Genomic DNA, 20,116 nt, shown 5'->3' with positions numbered 1-20,116 from the left:
TCGGCCATACGCCCGCAGGACACGGGTGGCCTTACGCCTGCCCATAAGGCACGACGGCCTGGCGGTCCTGCGGCCCTGTGCCTGTAAGGCCGCATGGGCGGGTTCCCGGCGGCTGCGCAGCCCCGCGCCCCGTATGGCACGGGAGGCCGCAGCCAGCCGCCAGCAGCGTGGCGGCTCTCCGGCCCGGCGGCCAGCAGCGTGGCGGCTCTCCGGCCCGGCGGCCTGCGGCCCGGCGGCCTGCGGCCCGGCGGCCTGCGGCCCGGCGGGCCTGCGAGGGCCTGGCGGTCCTGTGACCCGGTGGCCCTGTGAGCCGGCGGTTAGAGGGCTGTGTCCGGGTCGGCGCCGGGGCCGGTCCCGGGTGTGGCGGCGTGGCGGGACGGGCCGTGGCGTCTGCGTATGGTCCGGGCCACGACGCCCGTCGCGCCCGCGAGGCACAGGCCTGCCACGACGACGGGTATCACCATGAACCACGGCGTTTCCCAGAGGCCGCCCGCGTCACCTGCGTAGATGACGCCCGCGAGGGTGAAGAAGGCGCCGGCGACCAGCCTGCCGGGCCGGAATTCATGACGCAGCACGGGCCACCTCCGCCTGTCCGACTCCGACCTGGAGGTCGAGGTCGATCGTCCCGACGGCCGCCTTGCCCGAGAGCGGCGACAGGGTCACCTCCTTGTGCTTGCCCGGCTGCACGTCCACGTCCTTCTCGTCGTCACCCGGAAGCTGGATGTCTCCCAGCCCCACATCGATCCTCACCTTCACGGTCACGTCCCGCGGCACGATCACCCGCAGCCGGCCCGCCCCCACCTCGGCGTTGGTGCTCACCGTCTGCCCCTTGACCAGTTCCAGCCGGGACAGGTCCAGCGTGCCTTCACCGGAGCCCAGGTCGTAGGCCGTCCTGACGTCCGCCACCGCCGTCGGCTGCCACATCATGTCGATCCAGTGCGTGCCGATGTCCTTCGGTATGACGGCCGTGCCGGCCAGCAGGCCCGCCGTGACGATCGCCAGGAACACCGATCCCGCCCCCGTCCGCCCCAGGAACGAGCTGACCGCGATGCCCACGCCGAGCACGATGAGCGACGCCGCCAGGCCGGCCTGCAGGCTGGTGCCGAGCGGGTGATCGTCCCAGGTGAGCCGGGTGACGAGGCCGCCCGCGAGCACGGCCAGCAGGAAGAGCCAGCCGCCGATCCAGCGCGGCCCGCGTGGTCCGGCGTACGGCTCGCGCCGGGTGCGTATGCCCTCGGGGCGGCGCGTGTGGCCGATCAGGTCGACGTTGATGGCCGTCGTGATGTCCCGGCCGCGGGCGTCCCACGGGCCCCACAGATAGCCCGTGCCGCCGTCGTGCGTGCCGTCCTTGACTATGGGGTCGCGCCACCAGGACGGGTAGCCGGTGGGTGCCGGTGGCGCCTGGGCCTCCGGCGGTGCGTCGGCGACGGCCTGCGCGGAGAGCGGGTCGGCGTCGGAGGAGTCCCGGTTCCGCGACCAGTACCCGGCACCCGCGAGGAGCAGGGAGACGACGACGGCGAAGGTCAGCACGCTGCCGTTGTTCAGCATCGACAGAAACACCCCGCAGCCGACCAGCGCGAACAGCACGGCCGCGAGGGCCTGGCCGTCGACGCGGCCGGTGAGGAGCTTGCGCACCTCGTTCTGCCCGTCGTCGGAGTAGGGGACGAAGAGCCAGGCGAAGCCGTAGAAGATGAGGCCGATGCCGCCGGTCGCGGACAGCACGGCGAGTGTGATGCGGAAGATCACCGGGTCCATGTCGCAGTGCCGCCCGAGGCCCGCGCACACCCCGGCGAGGACCTTGTGCTCCCGGTCCCGACGGAATCTGGGCGGAACACCGACGGCTCCCGTGTCGGCCGCCGTTTCGGCCGCTGGCCCGCCCGTCGCACCGGTCCGCGCCCCGGCGGCTGTCGCGGCCTCGGCAGCAGCCTCGGCCGCCGTCCTGGCTTCTGTCCTGGCTTCTGTTTTCCCGGACGGACCGTGTGCTTCGCGCTCTCCCTGCTTTCCGTGCGCGCCCGCCCGCCCGTGCGCGCGAGGCTTCTCACCCGCGGCGCCCGGGGCGCCGGGGGACGGGGCGGCCGCGTCGGGCGCGGTGCCCCCGTCGGGCACGGCGTCCGCGGCGTGCTGGTGATCTGTCATGACTCCATGGTGGCGGGAGAGCCGCTCCCGCGGCAGTCGGAATGACCCTGGTCGGACCCTGATATCGGCCCTGATCCGGGGCGGGGGAGGTGTTCGACCTGCGAGGGCCTCGAAGATCAGGGGCGTCTCGGGGGCGAACCCTGATGCCTGGCAATGGCCCCCGTGTGACCATCGTTGGCATGCCGGAAGCCGCAGCAGCGCCACTCGTCGAACCGCGGCCCCCGCGCAAGCTCTACCGCAGCAGTGACGGACGCTGGCTGGGTGGCGTGGCGCGAGGGCTCGCCGGGCACCTCGGGCTGCCCGTGGTGTGGGTGCGGCTCGTCTTCGTCGGCCTGTTCATGGCGGACGGCCTCGGCGCCCTGCTCTATGCGGCTTTCTGGTTCTTCGTGCCGCTCGGGATAGGCGGTGTCGGCGATCAGAAACCGCCGGCGTTCGTCGCCACCGAGACGGCGCCCGACGGCCGCCGCAGACTCGTCGCCCGCAAGCCGGACAAGGGGCAGATCGTCGCCCTGCTCCTCATGGTCGTCGTCGCCATGGTCTTCGTGGGCAACGTGAATCTGGGCAGCGGCGCCAAGGCCTACCTCCTGCCCGCCGTCCTCGTCGGCGCGGGCGTCGCCCTCGTCTGGCGTCAGGCGGACAACGCCCGCCGGGCTCGTTGGGTGGAGGTCGGCCGCAGACGCCGTACCCTCACGCTTCTGCGTGCGGGCGCCGGTGTCCTGCTGGTCACCGCCGGCGTCTCCGGCACGTTCGTGCTGCAGGGCTCCGCCGCCCACCTCGGCTCCGTTCTGCAGGCGGCGCTCGCCGTGATCGTCGGCATCACGCTCCTCGCCGGTCCCTACCTGGTCCGTATGACACAGGACCTCTCCGAGGAACGCCTGATGCGCATCCGCGCTCAGGAACGCGCGGAGGTCGCCGCCCACGTCCACGACTCGGTGCTGCACACCCTGACCCTGATCCAGCGCAACGCGGAGAACGCCGGGGAGGTGCGCCGACTCGCCCGCGCCCAGGAGCGCGACCTGCGCACCTGGCTCTACAAACCCGAGGGCACCGGCAAGGAGGAGGCCGACGAGCCGACCACGGTCGCCGACGCGGTGCGGCGCAACGCAGCCGAGGTCGAGGACAAGCACGGAGTCCCCATAGAGGTCGTGGTCGTCGGCGACTGCCCCCTCGACGACCGCGTCGGTGCACAGATGCAGGCCGCGCGTGAGGCGATGGTGAACGCGGCCAAGTACGGTGGCGAGGGCGGCGCCGTGCAGGTCTACGCCGAGGTCGAGGGCCGGACGGTCTTCGTGTCCGTCCGTGACCGCGGACCCGGCTTCGACCTCGACTCGATACCCGCCGACCGCATGGGCGTTAGAGAATCGATCATCGGCCGCATGGAGCGCAACGGCGGCACGGCGCGGCTGCGGGCGGTCCCGGGCGGCGGCACGGAGGTCGAGCTGGAGATGGAGAGGGCGGAGAAGACGTCATGAGCGATCCGACCGAGAGCGATCCCACCGAGACGAACGGCACGGCGGGAGCGGCGGGGGCAGCGGAGTCGGCCGCGCCGGCGAAGGCCTCCGGCGACGGCACGGGCGGGCGCCACGTGCGCGTGGTCCTCGTCGACGACCACCGCATGTTCCGTACGGGCGTACAGGCCGAGATCGGCCAGACCGAACAGACCGGCGTCGAGGTCGTCGGTGAGGCGGCGGACGTCGACCAGGCGGTCACCGTCATCACCGCGACCCGGCCCGAGGTGGTCCTGCTCGACGTCCACCTGCCGGGCGGCGGCGGGGTGGAAGTGCTGCGCCGCTGCGCCCCGTTGATGGCCGACGCCGAGCAGCCGGTGCGCTTCCTCGCCCTGTCCGTGTCGGACGCGGCGGAGGACGTGATCGGGGTGATCCGCGGCGGCGCCCGAGGCTATGTCACCAAGACGATCACCGGGACCGACCTGGTCGACTCCATCTTCCGGGTGCAGGAGGGCGACGCCGTGTTCTCGCCGCGGCTCGCCGGGTTCGTCCTCGACGCGTTCGCCTCGACGGACGCGCCGCCGGTCGACGAGGACATGGACCGTCTCACCCAGCGTGAGCGCGAGGTCCTGCGGCTCATCGCCCGTGGTTACGCCTACAAGGAGATCGCCAAGCAGCTCTTCATCTCCGTCAAGACGGTGGAGTCACATGTCTCGGCGGTGCTGCGCAAGCTCCAGCTGTCCAACCGTCACGAACTGACCCGGTGGGCCACGGCACGGCGGCTGGTGTGACGGACGCGGCGTCGCCGAGGGACGGTCACGGCTGAAGACCGAGTGGCTCACACCACTCGGGTAGCGCCCGCGAACGGCATCTCGTCGATCGGGGCGACGCGCACCGGGGCCGACGGGTTCGGGGCGTGAATCATCTGGCCGTTGCCGATGTAGAGGCCGACGTGGGTGATGCCGGAGTAGAAGAACACCAGGTCGCCCGGGAGGAGTTCGGAACGGGAAATCCGCTGCCCGGCACCGATCTGGGCGTAGGTCGTGCGGGGGAGGGAGACACCGGCGGAGCGGTACGAAGCCAGGACGAGGCCCGAGCAGTCGAAGGCGTTCGGCCCGGTCGCGCCCCACACATAGGGGCTGCCGAGCTTGGAGTACGCGTAGGAAACGGCCGCTGCCGCACGCGAGTTCGGGGCGTCGGCGGTGGCGGTGGCGGTGGCGGAGCCGGGTGCCTGGAGGCCGGCGCGGCCGGTCGTCGAGGCGCGTGAGGCGCGGTCGGCCGTGGTAGTGCCGCCGGATTCCTCACCGATCCGGGAGCGCTGCGCCGCCGTCAGTTGGGACAGCAGGCGGCGTGCCGCGTCCAGCTTGCCGGTGATCGTCTTCTTGTGCGTCCTCAACTCGGCCTGACGCGCCCTGAGCGAGGTCAGTTCGACACGCGCCGCGCCACGCAACTGCTCGATCTCCCGCAGCTGTCTACGGACCCCGGCGACGGCGGCGGACTGGCGATCGCCGGCCCGTTCGACGAAGGCGGCGCCGTCCAGATACCCGTCGGGGTCGTCGGAGAGCGCCAACTGCACGGCAGGGTCCAGTCCGCTGCTGCGGTACTGCGCCGCCGCCATCGAACCCAGCGCCTCCCGCGCCGAGTTGAGCTTCTCCTCCTTGCGCGCCGCCTCGTCGCGCAGGGACGCCAGCCGCTGCTCGGCCGACTTCGCCCTCTCCTGCGCGCCGTTGTACTTCTCGGTGGCTTCCTCCGCCTCCTGGTACAGCTTGGCCACCTTCGCCTTGACCTGGGCCGACGTCAGGTTCGGCTCGGCCTGTCCGGTCCCGTCGAAGGCCGTCGCCGTCGCCGCGCCCGCGAGGGCGAGGGTGAACGCCGTACGGGCCGTCTGGCCGCCGAGCGAGCGCTGTCGGGGCTTGCGGTGCGCTGCCACTGGGACTGCACGTCCTTTCGTACGACCGCCTCGTCCGTCCTCCCGCGGCTACCGGGTGACCGCCGTGGGGGGAGCGGACGGACGGCCTCGAGGGGAGCGGCTGACGCGTCCGACGACGACCCGCACGGGGGAGCGGGACGCCGCCGGACTCCTCGGCGGTGGTGGCCGACTGCCGCCCCTGGCCCGGGCGGCGGTGGGGAGCCGGTCACCTGGGGGAGGACGCTAGGCCGGTTTATGTCGGGTCGGTAACGCGAAGTACGGAAGTGACGTGAGCGGACTGCCGGGTGACCGTATGTGTCCGACAATCCGGACCGAGTACGTCAGGTTCGCGCGGCGCGCTGACCGAAGCGGTGATTCCGGGACATCTTCGGAGCGGCGGGTGCTATGGAGCGCATATATGCACATGCTGTAGGGAGGGCCGGTGTCGGGCGGCGCGGGGGCGGCTGATTAGCATCCGGCTTCATGGGCGTACTCATCCATCTTTTCGTCGGCCTGCACATCATCGGCATCGCCGCGCTCCTGGGCGGCTTCCTCACACAGATGAAGGCGATGGGCCAGGGCACGGCACGGTTCGTTCCCGCGATGCTGCACGGCGCGGCGACGATGCTGGTCACCGGCGTGATCCTGGTCGGCCTCAACCAGGCCGACGACCAGCACATCAACAACATCAAGATCGGTGTGAAGCTGGCCCTGCTGATCGTGATCCTCGGCCTCGTCTATGTGAAGCGGGACGACGAGAAGGTGGAGAAGCCGCTGTTCGGCCTGGTCGGAGCGCTGACCGTGGCGAACATCTTCATCGCGGTGCTCTGGACCTGACGGAGGCACGGGCCGCGGCGAGTGCCAGAGCGGCGACGACCAGCCACGCCGCCACCGCCACCCACAGCAGCACCTCCCCCGGTTCCTTGAGCGCCGGGACGTCGACGGCGGCGGCCACGGACAGGGTCGCCGCCGCTGTCATCCCCAGCGGGAACACCGTCGCCCAGCGGCGCACGTCGTAGCGCGGCCGGGGCCGTGCGACCTCGGCGATCAGCAGGACGGCGCACCAGGCCAGGTCGAGCACCAGCAGCGCGACGGTCACCGTGCGCAGGACACCGGTGTCGTCGCCGTTCCACAGATACAGGTCCCCGTCGTCGGCCGCGAGGAGTTTCGCCCCGGCGAGCGCCGAGATGGCGAGGGCGCCGCCCGCGATCCACTGGTCCCCATGGCCCTCGGCCACCTGACGCAGGTCGAACAGGGCCAGGGCGACGCAGTAGAGCACGATCCCGAGCCCGAACAGCACGAGCGCGGTGTGCGCGAGCCAGGCCGCGGACTCCATCGCGGCGAGGGCCGCTCCGAGCACGGCGAGGCCCTGCGTGGCCACGCAGCCCAGGAACACCGTCCCGGGCATGCGCCGCCTCCACCGCCGTACGACGGTCACGAACAGCACGGGCCACAGCACCGCCGCCAGCGCCAGCAGTGCCTCGGCCGGGGTCCGCCGGCCGAGCGCGCAGAGGCCGGTGCCGAGCACGGTCGTCGCCGCCACGGCGGTCAGCGCCCCCGGCGTGCCCGCCTCGGCCAGCCACCGCTCGGGCGCCCGCAGCAGGCGAGCGACGAAGTCCGCTGCCAGCGCCGCCCACGCGACGCCCGCCGTCGCCAGAGTGACGCGGGACAGCACGTCGTATCCCGTGAGGTGCAGGCCGACCGACACGATCCCGGTCGCCATCACCGCGGACCCGGCCGCCGGCGGCCTCCGCGCCCACCAGAGGCGGAGAGCGGAGCCGGGAGAGGGCGCGGGCGAGGGACGAGCCGAGGAGCCGGGCATGCGCCCGATGCTAAGGAGCACGACACAGCCCACGAGCGGGGCACGCGCGCGGGCGACCAGAAATGCGCGCGGGTGCAGGCGCGGAGTGAGGACTGGGGGGTGGGGCCTGGTAGAGCGGGCGCGCAGAGCACGTGTGTGGGGCGGGTCATGGGCGCCGTGCAGGGCGTGAGCGGGGCCCGCGGGGCTGAGCGGGAGCGGTGGCGGGCGATTGCGCCGGCGCGGGGCGCGCCAGGCGGCCGCTCAGCGCGGCCCGCGCCACGTCGCTGGACACGAAGCGCACTGCCCGCTCTCGCCTCCGCCTCCGTTTCCGCGAACGAACCCCACGCGCGCGTGCCCGCTACGCAGCCCACGCGCGCGTGCGCTACGGCGTTCCCCCGCGGCTGCCTGCCGTGAGGCTCGCGCGTGTGTGTGCGCTCAAGCCGGGCGCACCACGCTGTGGATGCCCGACTCGCCGTCGTAGTAGATCGACTCCTCGCGGACGTAGGCGCCGGGCTTCGGGGCGTGGATCATCATGCCGTTGCCTATGTAGACGCCGACGTGGCTGACGTCGTCGTAGAAGAAGACCAGGTCGCCGGGCCGGGCGTCGGCGAGGGAGACGGTGGTGCCGGCGTTCACCTGGTCGTAGGTGGTGCGCGGGAGGCTGACGCCGGCGGCCTTCCAGGCGGCCTGGGTGAGGCCGGAGCAGTCGTAGGAGTCGGGGCCCGTGGCACCCCAGACGTACGGCTTGCCGATCTGCGCGCGGGCGAAGGCGAGCGCTTTCTCGGCCTTGGTGGCGTACGAGGAGTCCCCGGGGGAGGTGGACGAGGACCCGGTCCCGGTCCCGGTCCCAGTCCCGGTGTCTGTGTTCGACGAGCCCGTGCCGCTCTCCTGCTGCGCCGCGGCCTGGTCCGCGGCCTGCTGCCGGGTGAGCTCCGCCGCCTGCCGGGCGGCCTCCTCCCGCTTCTGCTTCTCGATCGCCGCGAGGCGGGCCTTCTCCTGGGCCGTCAGCCGGGACAGCAGCTCGCGCGCGTCGCCGAGCTTCTTCTGGACGGTGGCCTTGGCGGTCTTCAGGTCGCTCTGCGTGTCGGTGAGCGACGCGAGGCTCTCCGCGGCCTCCTGGCGCTTGCGCATCGTCGCAGACTGCTCGGTGGCGAAGTCGTCGACCGCACCCTTCTGGCGGTCGGTCAGCCGGCTCATCAGCTGGTTCTGGTCGAAGTAGTCCTGCGGGGTGTCCGCGAGCAGGAAGGTCGCCGTGTCGGGCGCGGAGGCGCCGGTGCGGTATTGGGCCGCGGCATAGGAACCCAGCTCCTGCCGCGCCTCGTTGAGCTTCTGGGTGCGCTGTGCGACGTCGTCCAGGAGGCCGTCGACCTGCTTGCGCTGCTTGGTCGTCTTCTCCTTGGCGGCGTTGTACTTCTCGGTCGCCGACTCCGCCTGGCGATAGAGGTCGTCGACCTTCTTCTCGACCTCCTCCAGGCTCGGCTTGCCGTCGTCCGACGGGGCGGCGTTCGCCGTCTGGGAGAGCAGGGCCACGGACGTCAGGGCGGCGGTGGCGAGAGCGGGTGTGCGGATGCCTGCCACGCGCGGGCCCGCGGAGCGCGGCTTGCGGTGCTGCGACGCCAAGGGAGGCGACTCCTTCCAGTGCTCCGCCTACCGAGTTAGCTGTCGGGTTCGGGCGGGTAGATCATCGGAAGGGTTGCCCTACGGCCGCCTCCCCGGAAGGGGGTTGGGCCGATTCACCCCAGGGTTTCGGTGGGTCCCCGGCTCCGGCTGGCGCGAGCGGGCGCGTCGGACTCGGCGGAGGCCGCGCGGCCCGGCGGGGTTCGCCGGTGGGGGTCGTACGGCCTGCCCGGCACGGTAGCCAACTCGTGTGGCCCCTGTGAAGGTTGATGGGTGATATGCCCGATACATTTTCGTGACCTCGGGCTGTGATCTCGTGCTTCGACCACGTCGGTCGCGGATCGTGACGGATGTCTGCCGGAGGGTGAGTGGGGGAGATGTTTCCGGGAGGGCGGCCGGTTGTCAGTGGCGCCCCCTAGACTCGGAGAGCGATGAGCAGCCTCTTTGACGACAGCTTCCTGGCGGACCTCCAGGGCCCCCGCGCCCACGAGGACGAGCCCCCGCCGCCGCCCGAGGACGATCACGGACCGGAGTCGGTTCCGGACGATCTGTTCGGCGGGAAGTTCGACGTGCCCCCGGACCGGGACGCCTACTACCGCGGCGGCGCCCCGCGCCCGGCGCTGGACGCGGCGGCGCTCCTGGAGGGGCTGAACGACAACCAGCGCGCGGCGGTCGTGCACGCCGGCACCCCGCTGCTCATCGTGGCCGGCGCCGGCTCCGGCAAGACGCGTGTGCTCACCCACCGCATCGCCCACCTGCTGGCCGAGCGCAACGTGCACCCGGGGCAGATCCTCGCGATCACCTTCACCAACAAGGCCGCGGGTGAGATGAAGGAGCGCGTCGAGCAGCTCGTCGGCCCGCGCGCGAACGCGATGTGGGTGATGACGTTCCACAGCGCGTGCGTGCGCATCCTGCGCCGGGAGAGCAAGAAGCTCGGCTTCACGTCGTCGTTCTCGATCTACGACGCCGCCGACTCCAAGCGCCTGATGGCCCTGGTCTGCCGCGACCTGGACCTCGACCCCAAGCGCTACCCGCCCAAGTCCTTCAGCGCCAAGATCAGCAACCTCAAGAACGAGCTGATCGACGAGGAGGACTTCGCCGCCCAGGCCGCCGACGGCTTCGAGAAGACCCTCGCCCAGGCCTACGCCATGTACCAGTCGCGGCTGCGCGAGGCGAATGCCCTCGACTTCGACGACCTGATCATGACGACGGTCAACCTGCTGCGCGCCTTCCCGGACGTCGCCGAGCACTACCGCCGCCGCTTCCGCCACGTCCTCGTCGACGAGTACCAGGACACCAACCACGCCCAGTACGCCCTGGTCAGGGAGCTGGTCGGCACCTCCGAGCACCCTGTCGACGTGCCCCCGAACGAGTACGACGTGCCGCCCGCCGAGCTCTGCGTCGTCGGTGACGCCGACCAGTCGATCTACGCCTTCCGGGGCGCGACGATCCGCAACATCCTCCAGTTCGAGGAGGACTACGCGGACGCGACGACGATCCTGCTGGAGCAGAACTACCGCTCCACGCAGACGATCCTGTCCGCCGCCAACGCGGTCATCGAGCGCAACGAGTCCCGCCGCCCCAAGAACCTGTGGACCAACGCGGGCGCGGGCGCGCGCATCACCGGCTACGTCGCCGACACCGAGCACGACGAGGCGCAGTTCGTCGCCGACGAGATAGACCGACTGACGGACGCGGGCGACGCGAAGGCCGGTGACGTCGCCGTCTTCTACCGCACCAACGCCCAGTCCCGTGTCTTCGAAGAGATCTTCATCCGGGTCGGCCTGCCCTACAAGGTCGTCGGCGGCGTCCGCTTCTACGAGCGCAAGGAGGTCCGGGACGTCCTGGCCTACCTGCGCGTGCTGGCCAATCCCGAGGACTCGGTGCCGCTGCGCCGGATCCTCAACGTGCCCAAGCGGGGCATCGGCGAGCGCGCCGAGGCGATGATCGACGCCCTGTCCCAGCGCGAGAAGATCAGCTTCCCGCAGGCGCTGCAGCGCGTCGACGAGGCCTACGGCATGGCCTCGCGGTCGACGAACGCCGTGAAGCGGTTCAACGCGCTGATGGACGAGCTCCGTACGATCGTCGAGTCGGGTGCGGGGCCTGCGACGGTCCTGGAGGCGGTGCTCGAACGCACCGGCTACCTCGCCGAGTTGCAGGCCTCCACCGACCCGCAGGACGAGACCCGTATCGAGAACCTCCAGGAACTCGCCGCGGTGGCCCTGGAGTTCGAGCAGGAATCCGGGGAGGGGGAGAGTGAGGGTGCGACGCCGCCCGGGCTCTCCGACTTCCTGGAGCGGGTCGCCCTGGTCGCCGACTCCGACCAGATCCCCGACGAGCAGGAGGACGGCTCGGGCGTCATCACCCTGATGACCCTGCACACCGCCAAGGGCCTCGAGTTCCCGGTCGTCTTCCTCACCGGCATGGAGGACGGCGTCTTCCCGCACATGCGTGCCCTCGGCCAGACCATGGAGCTGGAGGAGGAGCGCCGGCTCGCGTACGTGGGCATCACGCGCGCGCGTGAACGGCTCTATCTCACCCGGTCGTCGCTGCGCAGCGCGTGGGGGCAGCCGTCGTACAACCCGCCGTCCCGGTTCCTGGAGGAGATCCCGGCGACGCACGTGGACTGGAAGCGGACGGGGGCGACCGCGCCCGTGTCCTCCGGCCCGGTGTCCGGGGTGGCGGCCTCGCTGTCCTCGTCCCGCTCGCGTTCCTCGGCCGCCGGCGCGTCCGGCTTCGCGACGCGCCGGACGGCGGAGAAGCCGGTGGTCGCGCTGACCGTCGGCGACCGCGTCACCCACGACCAGTTCGGACTCGGCACGGTCGTCGGCGTGAAGGGCACGGGCGCGAACGCGGAGGCAACGGTCGACTTCGGCGACACCAAGCCGAAGCGGCTGCTGCTGCGGTACGCGCCGGTGGAGAAGCTCTAGACGCGACAGGGCGAACGCGCGACAGGACGCGGGCGCGGCAGGACGCGGCCGCGGCAGAGCGCGACGGGATGCAGGCGGAAGTGGGCGGAAGCGACGCGAAAAGGCCCGACGGCGGGGGACCGCAAGCGAGTTGTCTGGTTGCGGTCGCTTACGTCGGGTTGAGCCCGTGGCTGCGCAGCCACGGCAGCGGGTCGATGGCCGAGCCGCCCGCGGGCCGGACCTCGAAGTGCAGGTGCGGGCCGGTCGAGTTGCCGGAGTTGCCGGAGTAGGCGATCGGGTCGCCGGCCTTGACGGTCGTACCCGAGGAGACGCGGTAGCTGGAGAGGTGGCAGTACCAGGTCTCCGTGCCGTCCTTCGCCGTGAGGATCAGCATGTTGCCGTAGGCGCTGTTCCACTGCGTCCGCACGGTGCCGTCGGTCGCCGCCATCACCGTCGTGCCGTAGGAGACGGGGAAGTCGATGCCGGTGTGCTGGGACATCCAGTTGATGCCGGCCTGGCCGAAGTAGGCGCTGAGGCCGTGCTGGGCGACCGGCAGGGCGTACTTGGGGCGCAGCCGCTCCTTGCGGGCCGCCTCCGCCGCCGCCTTCTTCTTCTCGGCTTCCTGCTGTGCCTTGAGGTCGATGCGTTCCTGTGTCCGGCTGGCCCGGTCGGCGAAGTCGTCGGCCCCGGCGCTCAGGGTCGCGAGCTGGGCGTCCAGTTTGTTGTTGGCGGCGGACGGCTTCACCGGCTGGGCGTCCGGCGCGGACGCCGTGGTGTCCTTGCCCTCGCCGCCGGTCAGTGTGCCGACCGAGGCCGCGGCGATCCCGGCGACCCCCATCACGCAGGCCGAGGGCACGGCCACGGTCAGCAGGGCGGAGCGCTTCGCGGGCATACGTCGCCGGGAGCGGTTAGCGTTGCGGGTGGCCGCCCGCCCGAGCGGGGCGGGGGCGGCCTCCTCCTGGTCGTCGAGGAGGGGGAGCGGGTCGCTGCCGGGCAACTCGCCCTCGGCCGGGGCGGGTTCGTCCGACCCGAGGTGCTGGAAGGTGGCGGTGGCCTGCTGGTCGAACGGGACCTCGGCCTGCTGCTCGTACTCCTCGGCGGCCTCGGCGGAGGCGTTGTCGCCGCCGTCGGAGTTCCACTGCGTGGCGTCGTACGCACCGGTGTCGAAGGCCTGCGTGCCCCATTCCCACTGCTGGGTCTGGTCGGCCGGGCTCGCGGACTGGTCGGGCTGCAGCCAGGCCGCGGCGTCCCACTGCCCGCTGGCATCGGGTGCCGTCGCCTGCTGCGGGACGGCGGCCAGGTGGTGCTGGTCGGTGGACCAGGCGGTCGCGTCGTACACACCCGAGTCGTAGGCGGCGTGGTGCTGGGCCGCGTACCCGTCGTAGTGCAGGGCCTGGTGGCTGCCTGTGTCCAGAGCCTCGTGGCCGCCCGCGTCCAGGGTCTGGTGGCCGCCGGTGCTCCACTGGGTGCTGTCGTACGCGCCGGTCGCGCCGTCGCCCGGGAACTCGCCGAAGAGAGGGTCGGCCGCCGGGAAGTGCCCGGTCGGGTGGGCGCCGGTGTCGAAGGCGCCGGTCTCCTGACCGTGGTACGTGGTGAAGCCGTCGTACTGGGCTTCCTGGGTGCCGTACGACGCGTAGTGCGCCGAAGCGGCGTCGGAAGCCGGGGCCGGGGGGGTCATCATCCCCGACGGGTGACGGTCGTTCACCAACTTCTCTTTCGCCGACAACAGGGGCTGCCAGAGCAGTGCGGCGACTGTACCCGTCGGTACGCGGGCACGACAATCTTCTGCAGGTTTCGCGCTCGCAGGAAAGGGGCATTCGGCCGTGTTTCGGGGGACGGCGGGCGCGGGTTTGGCTCTACGTTCGAATGGCGTTCGATGGTGGAGGGGTGTCGGACGTGGGTCGGCCGCTCGTGGAACGTCTGTCGGGGGTCCGATCAGGCCACGGTGAGCCCGCCGTTGCGGGCGCCGGCGGAGGCGTCCGGGTGCGCCGTCTCGGAGGCCGCGTCGAGGGCCTGGCGGATGCCGGTCGCGACGGCCGGGTGCACGGGCAGCGCGAGGTGGCCGATGCCGGTCACCCGCACGTTCTGCGCCAGCAGGTCGGGGTGGTCGACGCAGGCGCTCTCCAGCGGGTCCATCAGGTGGTCGAGATCGCTCCAGAAGCTGACGAAGTGCGTACGGCAACCCGGCGCGGGCCGGGCGAGCTCCTCGATCACCTCCGACCCGGGGCGCATCTGGCGCACGATCGGGTGCGCGTTCGCCAGCGGCGCCACCCGGGTGCCCGAGTGCGGGGTGCCCAGCGTGACGAGCGTACGGACGCGGACGTCACCGCCCAGTCGCTGCACGTAGTACCGGGCTATCAGGCCCCCCAGGCTGTGTCCGACCACGTCGACCTGCCGGCTTCCGGTGCGCTCGCAGATCTCCTCCAGGTGCCGGCCGAGCAGCTCGGCCGCCGTGCGGATGTCGCAGGTCAGCGGCGAGTAGTTGAGCGACTCCACCCGGTGCCTGCCGTGCTGGGCGAGGCTGCGGCGCAGCAGGACGAACACGGAACGGTTGTCTATGAACCCGTGCAGCAGGACGACCGGCGGCCGGGCGGCCTGGGCGGGCAGCTGGGCCGGGTCCGCGGCGCCGGTGGCCCTGGGCAGCGCGGGGTGGGCCGCGGCGCGGCGCTCCTGGGCGATGCCGGAGGGGTAGAGGAGCAGATGGCCCGCCAGGATCGCGAGGTCCAGCGCGGTCGCCTTGAGGAGCGTCATGGAGAGCCCGGCCAGCCTGCTCGGAAGGCTGGGGAGGCTGGAGATGTTCGGGATGTTGGGGAAGCTCGAGAGGGTGGGGAAGTTCGGAAGGGTCGGCAGGTCCGGCAACAGATGCCGGTACGGCGGAAGAAAGGGCTGCAGTGCCCGGGTGACCTTCATGGCCGACCTCCTGTCGGCACGCTGAGGACTTCTCTGTCCCCCGTGTGCCCTCGTGGAAGTCGCGGTGGAGGAGGTCGATCGGGCACGAGAGGGTGTGGAGCGGGTGCGGCTGCCGGTGTGTGGGGTGTGTGCCGTGCGTCCTGTGCACGGCGGGGGTGTGACACCCGTGACGCCGATGACGTGACGAGGATCCCTGCCGGTGTGGCGACGAGGCTCCCCGCTGTCGTGCCTTACCTGCCCTACGTGCCCATCGTGCCCTCCGATGCGCCGTACCGCCACGCCACGCGACTCGTGGCACGGCGGTACGGCGACCTCGTCGCGGCTCCCGGTGCGACTGTTCCCCCGTGGCGCGGGGGAACAAGTGCGCGGTGAAAGTGTGTCCCTCCGTGTGATTTCCCCCTCGGTCCGCACCGTGAAACTGCCGGTTGCGGGATGCTGGCGATAACGTTCGTTCACTTCCCCGGGCGGTCTGGCACGGGGTGTCCGTGCCGTTGAGGATGGACGTAGTCGCTTCATGGAGGCAGTGATGGGTGTGGCAGCCGGTCCGATCCGCGTGGTGGTGGCCAAGCCGGGGCTCGACGGTCACGATCGCGGGGCCAAGGTGATCGCGCGCGCGTTGCGCGACGCCGGTATGGAGGTCATCTACACCGGGCTGCACCAGACGCCCGAGCAGATCGTGGACACCGCGATCCAGGAGGACGCCGACGCGATCGGGCTGTCCATTCTGTCCGGGGCCCACAACACCCTCTTCGCCGCGGTGATCGAGCTGCTGAAGGAGCGGGACGCGGCGGACATCCTGGTCTTCGGCGGGGGGATCATTCCGGAGGCGGACATCACGCCGTTGAAGGAGAAGGGGGTCGCGGAGATCTTCACGCCGGGGGCGACCACCGCGTCCATCGTGGACTGGGTCCGGGCGAACGTGCGGCAGCCTGCGGGGGCTTAGCCCGTTGTCGTGCGGGTGGCTTGAGCGGCCGCCGTCCGGGGGCTCTCCAGTTCCTGGTTCATCACCGCTCTCAGTCTCAGCGTTCTCGCCAGTCGCTGGAATGCTTCCGACCAGTAGCTGGCGGCGCCCGGGGAGGCGTCCTCCGGCTCGTCCGGCGTGGTCAGGAGGGCGTCGAGGCGGCTTGCTTCCGAGGGGTCGAGGCAGCGTTCGGCCAGGCCCATCACGCCGCTGAAGCTCCAGGGGTAACTGCCCGCGTCCCGTGCGATGTTGAGCGCGTCGACCACGGCCCGGCCGAGCGGCGCCGCCCATGGGACGGCGCACACGCCGAGCAGTTGGAACGCCTCCGACAGGCCGTGGGCCGCGATGAAACCGGCCACCCACTGCGCCCGTTCGGCCACCGTCAGCGTGCTCAGCAGCTTCGCCCGCTCGGCGAGGGAGACCGCGCCCGGGCCGCCCGCGCCGGGCGCCGACGGCGCGCCGAGCAACGCTCGCGCCCAGTCGGCGTCCCGCTGTCGTACGGCGGCCCGGCACCATGCCGCGTGCAGGTCGTCGAGCCAGTCGTCGGCCACCGGCAGCGCCACGATCTGTTCCGGCGTACGGCCGCCCAGGCGCTTCGGCCAGGTGGCGAGCGGGGCCGCCTCGACCAACTGGCCGAGCCACCAGGACCGTTCGCCCCGGCCGGGCGGGGCCTTGGCCGACACGCCGTCGCGTTCCATGGCCGTATCGCACTCGTGGGGCGCCTCCACGAGAAGCGTGGGCGTGTCCCGGGTGTGGTCGACGGCCACGCACGCGGCGGCCCGGACCGCCATCCGCGCGGCGAGTGCCGAGCCCGGCAGCGCCGACAGCAACTCCGCGGCCGTCGCCCGCACATTGCGGCTGCGGTCCGCCAGCGCCTGTTCCAGGAACGGCTCGTCCCGCGCGCCGAGGCCCGTGCGCAGCGAGTCGAGGAACATCAGCCGGTCCTCGGCGCGTTCGGTCGGCCAGGTGGCCGCCAGGAGCTCGCGGGCCGCGTCGGGATCGCGGGAACGGATCGACGCCAGGAGGGCGACCCGTTCGGCGAACAGGCCCTCCTGCCAGAGCTTTTCGGTGCGCCGGGTGTCGTCGGGACCCGGCAGCGCCGGGCCGGCGCCCGGGGCACCGCGCAGGGCGAACCGCCAGTCCGGGTTGAGTCGGGCCAGCCACAGCGCGCGCGGGCCGGCGAACTCCAGAGCCGCGGGCCGCAGGTCCGTACGCCCGCGGGCCGCGTCGAGCAGTGCCGGCAGGGACTCGGCCGGTGCGGCGAATCCGCGCGCGTTGACCGCGGTCAGCCATTGGGGCAGCAGTTCCATCAGATCCGGCGCCGTGCCCCGGCGGCCGCCTCCGCCGGTGCCGGGGCGGTCGGCCAGCAGCAGGGCGAGTCTGCGGGCCGCCGCGGCCGGCAGCGCCGGACGCGGGTCCTCGGCAGCCGGCTCCGGGAGGGGGGCCGCCCGGCCGGGGCGCAGACCGGCCCGCCGGCGTACGGTCTCCGCGGCTGCCGCGTCCAGCAGGGCGGCCGGCGCGTTCCGGCCGGGCGGGGCTCCCGGGGGCCTGCGCCGGTCGGTGCCGAGGAGGGCCGCGGTGACCAGGTCCTCCCAGGCCGGTGGCCGGGGCGCGGGCGGGGTGGCGTTCATGAGGCTCCCTTCTGTTGCCGTGGTTGTCGTGCGCGGGGTTCGGTCAGCACAGGCGCACCGGCTCTCCTGGGCCCGTCGGCCAGGCCGTCAGCGGGGTGAAGCCGCGGTGGCCGCACTCGCCGAAGACCGTGACGGGGGCGCCGCCCGAGAGGGCGACCAGACGCCACAGCCCGGCGCGGGAGGTCGCCGGGGTGAGGGGCAGGGCCGTGGTGCCGTCGGCGTCCGCCAGTTGCCAGGAGTCGCCGTCGGGGGTGGGGACGACATCGGTCAGGGTGAGGGGGACCGAGTCCTGCCACGGGTCGTGGCGCAGGGCCTCGCCATAGCGGGCGGTCGCCTCGGTCGTCGTCATGCCCGCAGGGCGGGCGCCGGTCGGTGCCGGCGGCGCGAACTGCTCGACGATCGAGGCCCGTTGTGGCCCGGTCCCCGGGTGCGCGGACAGCTCGGCGTCCAGGGCGAGGCCGACGGGCAGCGTGAGCTCCGGGGAGCGGCCCGCGGCGCCGTAGGAGAGCAGGAGCGCGGTGCGGCCGGAGGCGGTGCCGTGGAGCCAGATGCGGCGGGTCGTCAGTTTCGGGTCATGCGTGTCGTACTGGGCGAGAACCAGCCAGTCGTCCCGGACCGGTGGGCCCTGCGGGGCGGAGGGCAGGCCCACGCGGGTGCGGACCGTGGCCGCCAGGGCGGCCGGCAGCCGTTCGCGGTGCAGCCAGCCCTGGTCGAGGAGGTGGAGCAGCGCGCACTCCTCCAGCAGCCGCACCGGCCAGCCGGGGCCGGATCCCGGGATCGCCCCCAACTCCCGTACGCGCGAGGCGAGTCCGGGTGCCTGGGCGTCGACCATGCGGGCCGCCGTCTCCTCCCACAGCCCGTACCCCGCCTGCTCGGCCGTGGCCAGGCCGGAGCGCAGGAGGTCGGCGAGTCGCTCCTCCAGCTCCGTCGCCCCCGCGGTGATCCGCTCGGCGCGCCGCTCCGCACGGCGACGCGCCCCCTCCGGGTCGGCGGGGCCGGGCCCGGCACCCGCCGGGCCCGCCTCCTGTTTCTCCTGCTCCCGCGCACGGCCGCGGTCCGCGATCCACTGCTCGGCCCAGTCCGGCGCCCGCCCCGCCGGCACCGATCCCTCCCCCTCGGCCGACCAGAGCAGCAACAGCCCGAGCGCGTGCTTGCACGGGAACTTGCGGCTCGGGCAACTGCACCTGTACGCCGGGCCGGATGAGGCCGCGGCCGGGTGCGTGATGTCGACGACCGTCCGGTACGGCGTGTCGCCGCTGCCCGCGCACAGCCCCCACACCACCGCCCCCTCCTGCGACCTGCCCGTACCGGACCACGGGCCGGCCGCGCCGAGTTTGCTCCCCGCTTTGCGTGACGCGGAGTCAGGCGCCAGTGCGAGCACCTGTTCCGCAGTCCAGTGCACCCCCTGCTGAGTCATGACATCGAAGGTAGAGCCCACCACTGACAATCGGTCCGCCGAGCGCCCCGCGGAGGCTCGGCCGGCATGGCCGTGAGGACGTTTCCGCAGGTCGGATCGCATTGTCAGTGGCGTGGTGCACGGTGGACACCAGATCCGAACCGGCCGAGCTGGAGGGGGCCTCAGCCATGTCTGTGTCCGTAGATCCGACGTCCGTGAATCCGACTGGGAACGAGCCGACGGAGACGTTGCGTCCGCACGCCGAGGACGCCTTCGCCGACGAACTCGCCGCGCTGGCCGCGCAGGACGACCGGCCGCGCCCGGCCCGCTGGAAACTGTCCCCGTGGGGCGTCGCCACCTATCTCCTCGGCGGCGTCCTGCCGGACGGCACGGTGATCTCGCCGAAGTACGTCGGCCCGCGCCGCCTCGTCGAGGTCGCCGTCAGCACCCTCGCCACCGACCGCGCCCTGCTTCTGCTCGGCGTCCCGGGCACCGCCAAGACCTGGGTCTCCGAGCACCTGGCCGCGGCGGTCAGCGGTGACTCGACACTGATGGTGCAGGGCACGGCGGGCACACCGGAGGAGGCGATCCGCTACGGCTGGAACTACGCGCAGCTACTCGCACACGGGCCGAGCCGGGACGCGCTGGTGCCCGGCCCCGTCATGCGGGGCATGGCGGAGGGGGCGACGGTACGGGTGGAGGAACTGACCCGTATCCCGGCCGACGTCCAGGACACGCTGATCACCCTTCTCTCCGAGAAGACGCTCCCGATACCGGAGCTGGGGCAGGAGGTGCAGGCCGTCCGCGGGTTCAACCTCATCGCCACGGCCAACGACCGCGACCGCGGGGTCAACGAGCTGTCCAGCGCCCTGCGCCGCCGCTTCAACACGGTGGTGCTGCCGCTGCCGGAGAGCGTGGAGGCCGAGGTCGACATCGTCGCGCGGCGCGTCGACCAGATCGGCCGCTCCCTCGACCTGCCGACCGTGCCCGACGGCATCGACGAGATCCGCCGCGTGGTGACCGTCTTCCGCGAACTGCGCGACGGCGTCACCTCCGACGGCCGTACCAAGGTGAAGTCGCCGAGCGGCACGCTGTCCACCGCCGAGGCCATCTCCGTCGTCACCGGGGGCCTCGCACTGGCCGCCCACTTCGGGGACGGCGTGCTGCGGTCGGGGGACGTCGCCGCGGGCATCCTCGGCGCGGTCGTCCGCGACCCGGCCGCCGACCGGGTCGTCTGGCAGGAGTACCTGGAGGCGGTCGTGCGCGAACGCGCCGGCTGGACGGACTTCTACCGCGCGTGCCGGGAGGTGAGCGCGTGAACGGCGGCAACGAGAACGAGGAGAACCGGGTCCTGGCCTGGGGCCGGTACCCGTATCGAGGAGTGGGGAGGGTGGCTGT

General features: G+C 72.4%; 15 protein-coding genes and 1 riboswitch. Of the genes, 6 read left to right on the top strand and 9 right to left on the bottom strand.

Annotated features, from left to right (window positions below; genetic code table 11):
* Positions 1–317 precede the first annotated feature (317 nt).
* On the bottom strand, positions 318–575 hold the full coding sequence (locus tag B5557_RS17325; protein ID WP_079660344.1) for a hypothetical protein: 258 nt from the start codon (positions 573–575) through the stop codon (positions 318–320).
* The gene (locus B5557_RS17320; protein ID WP_079660343.1) at positions 562–2,136 is read right to left on the bottom strand and encodes a PspC domain-containing protein; all 1,575 of its coding nucleotides are present in this window, start codon (positions 2,134–2,136) and stop codon (positions 562–564) included. The genes B5557_RS17325 and B5557_RS17320 overlap by 14 nt, the downstream gene beginning before the upstream one ends.
* 143 nt (positions 2,137–2,279) lie before the next feature.
* Between B5557_RS17320 and B5557_RS17315 the strand changes: the two genes are divergently transcribed.
* Both B5557_RS17315 and B5557_RS17310 read left to right on the top strand, forming a co-directional pair.
* Entirely contained in the window at positions 2,280–3,608 is a 1,329-nt protein-coding gene (locus B5557_RS17315; RefSeq protein WP_173877696.1) for an ATP-binding protein, read from the top strand.
* Positions 3,605–4,375, top strand: a complete 771-nt coding sequence (locus tag B5557_RS17310) for a LuxR C-terminal-related transcriptional regulator (RefSeq protein WP_079660341.1) — start codon at positions 3,605–3,607, stop codon at positions 4,373–4,375. Before B5557_RS17315 ends, B5557_RS17310 begins: the two co-directional genes overlap by 4 nt.
* Before the next feature lie 47 nt (positions 4,376–4,422).
* Here B5557_RS17310 and B5557_RS17305 read toward each other — a convergent pair whose 3' ends face one another.
* Entirely contained in the window at positions 4,423–5,514 is a 1,092-nt protein-coding gene (locus tag B5557_RS17305; protein ID WP_079660340.1) for a C40 family peptidase, read from the bottom strand.
* A gap of 462 nt (positions 5,515–5,976) precedes the next feature.
* On the opposite strand from B5557_RS17305, the gene B5557_RS17300 reads away from it, so the two are divergent.
* Complete coding sequence (locus B5557_RS17300) at positions 5,977–6,330, top strand: hypothetical protein (RefSeq protein ID WP_079660339.1); 354 nt, start codon at positions 5,977–5,979, stop codon at positions 6,328–6,330.
* On the opposite strand, the gene B5557_RS17295 is transcribed toward B5557_RS17300, so the two are convergent.
* Together B5557_RS17295 and B5557_RS17290 are read right to left on the bottom strand one after the other, a co-directional pair.
* Complete coding sequence (locus B5557_RS17295; protein WP_079660338.1) at positions 6,308–7,315, bottom strand: tellurite resistance/C4-dicarboxylate transporter family protein; 1,008 nt, start codon at positions 7,313–7,315, stop codon at positions 6,308–6,310. The two genes, B5557_RS17300 and B5557_RS17295, sit on opposite strands and share 23 nt — an antisense overlap.
* A gap of 414 nt (positions 7,316–7,729) precedes the next feature.
* Positions 7,730–8,914 carry a C40 family peptidase gene (locus tag B5557_RS17290; protein WP_079660337.1) on the bottom strand — a complete coding sequence of 395 codons (1,185 nt, stop codon included), beginning with the start codon at positions 8,912–8,914 and terminating at the stop codon, positions 7,730–7,732.
* Positions 8,915–8,921: 7 nt separating this feature from the next.
* A riboswitch (cyclic di-AMP (ydaO/yuaA leader) is annotated at positions 8,922–9,087 on the bottom strand.
* Positions 9,088–9,342: 255 nt separating this feature from the next.
* Between B5557_RS17290 and pcrA the strand changes: the two genes are divergently transcribed.
* Positions 9,343–11,841: a DNA helicase PcrA gene (gene pcrA, locus B5557_RS17285; RefSeq protein ID WP_079660336.1), complete on the top strand. Its 2,499-nt coding sequence runs from the start codon at positions 9,343–9,345 to the stop codon at positions 11,839–11,841.
* Positions 11,842–11,989: 148 nt separating this feature from the next.
* Here pcrA and B5557_RS17280 read toward each other — a convergent pair whose 3' ends face one another.
* Both B5557_RS17280 and B5557_RS17275 read right to left on the bottom strand, forming a co-directional pair.
* The gene (locus B5557_RS17280) at positions 11,990–13,525 is read right to left on the bottom strand and encodes a M23 family metallopeptidase (protein ID WP_079660335.1); all 1,536 of its coding nucleotides are present in this window, start codon (positions 13,523–13,525) and stop codon (positions 11,990–11,992) included.
* 230 nt (positions 13,526–13,755) lie between these two features.
* On the bottom strand, positions 13,756–14,730 hold the full coding sequence (locus B5557_RS17275) for an esterase/lipase family protein (RefSeq protein WP_079660334.1): 975 nt from the start codon (positions 14,728–14,730) through the stop codon (positions 13,756–13,758).
* A gap of 526 nt (positions 14,731–15,256) precedes the next feature.
* Here B5557_RS17275 and B5557_RS17270 point away from each other — a divergent pair.
* Positions 15,257–15,673 carry a cobalamin B12-binding domain-containing protein gene (locus B5557_RS17270; protein ID WP_079660333.1) on the top strand — a complete coding sequence of 139 codons (417 nt, stop codon included), beginning with the start codon at positions 15,257–15,259 and terminating at the stop codon, positions 15,671–15,673.
* Here B5557_RS17270 and B5557_RS17265 read toward each other — a convergent pair.
* Complete coding sequence (locus B5557_RS17265) at positions 15,670–17,322, bottom strand: DUF5691 domain-containing protein (RefSeq protein ID WP_079660332.1); 1,653 nt, start codon at positions 17,320–17,322, stop codon at positions 15,670–15,672. The two genes, B5557_RS17270 and B5557_RS17265, sit on opposite strands and share 4 nt — an antisense overlap.
* Positions 17,323–17,365: 43 nt before the next feature.
* Positions 17,366–18,739, bottom strand: a complete 1,374-nt coding sequence (locus B5557_RS17260) for an SWIM zinc finger family protein (protein ID WP_079660331.1) — start codon at positions 18,737–18,739, stop codon at positions 17,366–17,368.
* Positions 18,740–18,906: 167 nt separating this feature from the next.
* Between B5557_RS17260 and B5557_RS17255 the strand changes: the two genes are divergently transcribed.
* Positions 18,907–20,037, top strand: a complete 1,131-nt coding sequence (locus tag B5557_RS17255; protein WP_079664836.1) for an ATP-binding protein — start codon at positions 18,907–18,909, stop codon at positions 20,035–20,037.
* The last annotated feature ends 79 nt before the right edge of the window (positions 20,038–20,116 follow it).

It is taken from the genome of Streptomyces sp. 3214.6, assembly GCF_900129855.1.
Lineage (GTDB): Bacteria > Actinomycetota > Actinomycetes > Streptomycetales > Streptomycetaceae > Streptomyces > Streptomyces soliscabiei.
Note: the sequence above shows the minus strand (reverse complement) of the source record. Positions and strands in the feature narration are given on the sequence as shown.

Bases quoted from the DNA above. Each gene is read 5' to 3' on its own strand.
- pcrA (WP_079660336.1), top strand. From the start codon at position 9,343: ATGAGCAGCCTCTTTGACGACAGCTTCCTGGCGGACCTCCAGGGCCCC.
- B5557_RS17295 (WP_079660338.1), bottom strand. From the start codon at position 7,315: ATGCCCGGCTCCTCGGCTCGTCCCTCGCCCGCGCCCTCTCCCGGCTCC.
- B5557_RS17315 (WP_173877696.1), top strand. From the start codon at position 2,280: ATGCCTGGCAATGGCCCCCGTGTGACCATCGTTGGCATGCCGGAAGCC.
- B5557_RS17300 (WP_079660339.1), top strand. From the start codon at position 5,977: ATGGGCGTACTCATCCATCTTTTCGTCGGCCTGCACATCATCGGCATC.
- B5557_RS17320 (WP_079660343.1), bottom strand. From the start codon at position 2,136: ATGACAGATCACCAGCACGCCGCGGACGCCGTGCCCGACGGGGGCACC.
- B5557_RS17260 (WP_079660331.1), bottom strand. From the start codon at position 18,739: ATGACTCAGCAGGGGGTGCACTGGACTGCGGAACAGGTGCTCGCACTG.
- B5557_RS17310 (WP_079660341.1), top strand. From the start codon at position 3,605: ATGAGCGATCCGACCGAGAGCGATCCCACCGAGACGAACGGCACGGCG.
- B5557_RS17275 (WP_079660334.1), bottom strand. From the start codon at position 14,730: ATGAAGGTCACCCGGGCACTGCAGCCCTTTCTTCCGCCGTACCGGCAT.
- B5557_RS17270 (WP_079660333.1), top strand. From the start codon at position 15,257: ATGGGTGTGGCAGCCGGTCCGATCCGCGTGGTGGTGGCCAAGCCGGGG.
- B5557_RS17265 (WP_079660332.1), bottom strand. From the start codon at position 17,322: ATGAACGCCACCCCGCCCGCGCCCCGGCCACCGGCCTGGGAGGACCTG.
- B5557_RS17255 (WP_079664836.1), top strand. From the start codon at position 18,907: ATGTCTGTGTCCGTAGATCCGACGTCCGTGAATCCGACTGGGAACGAG.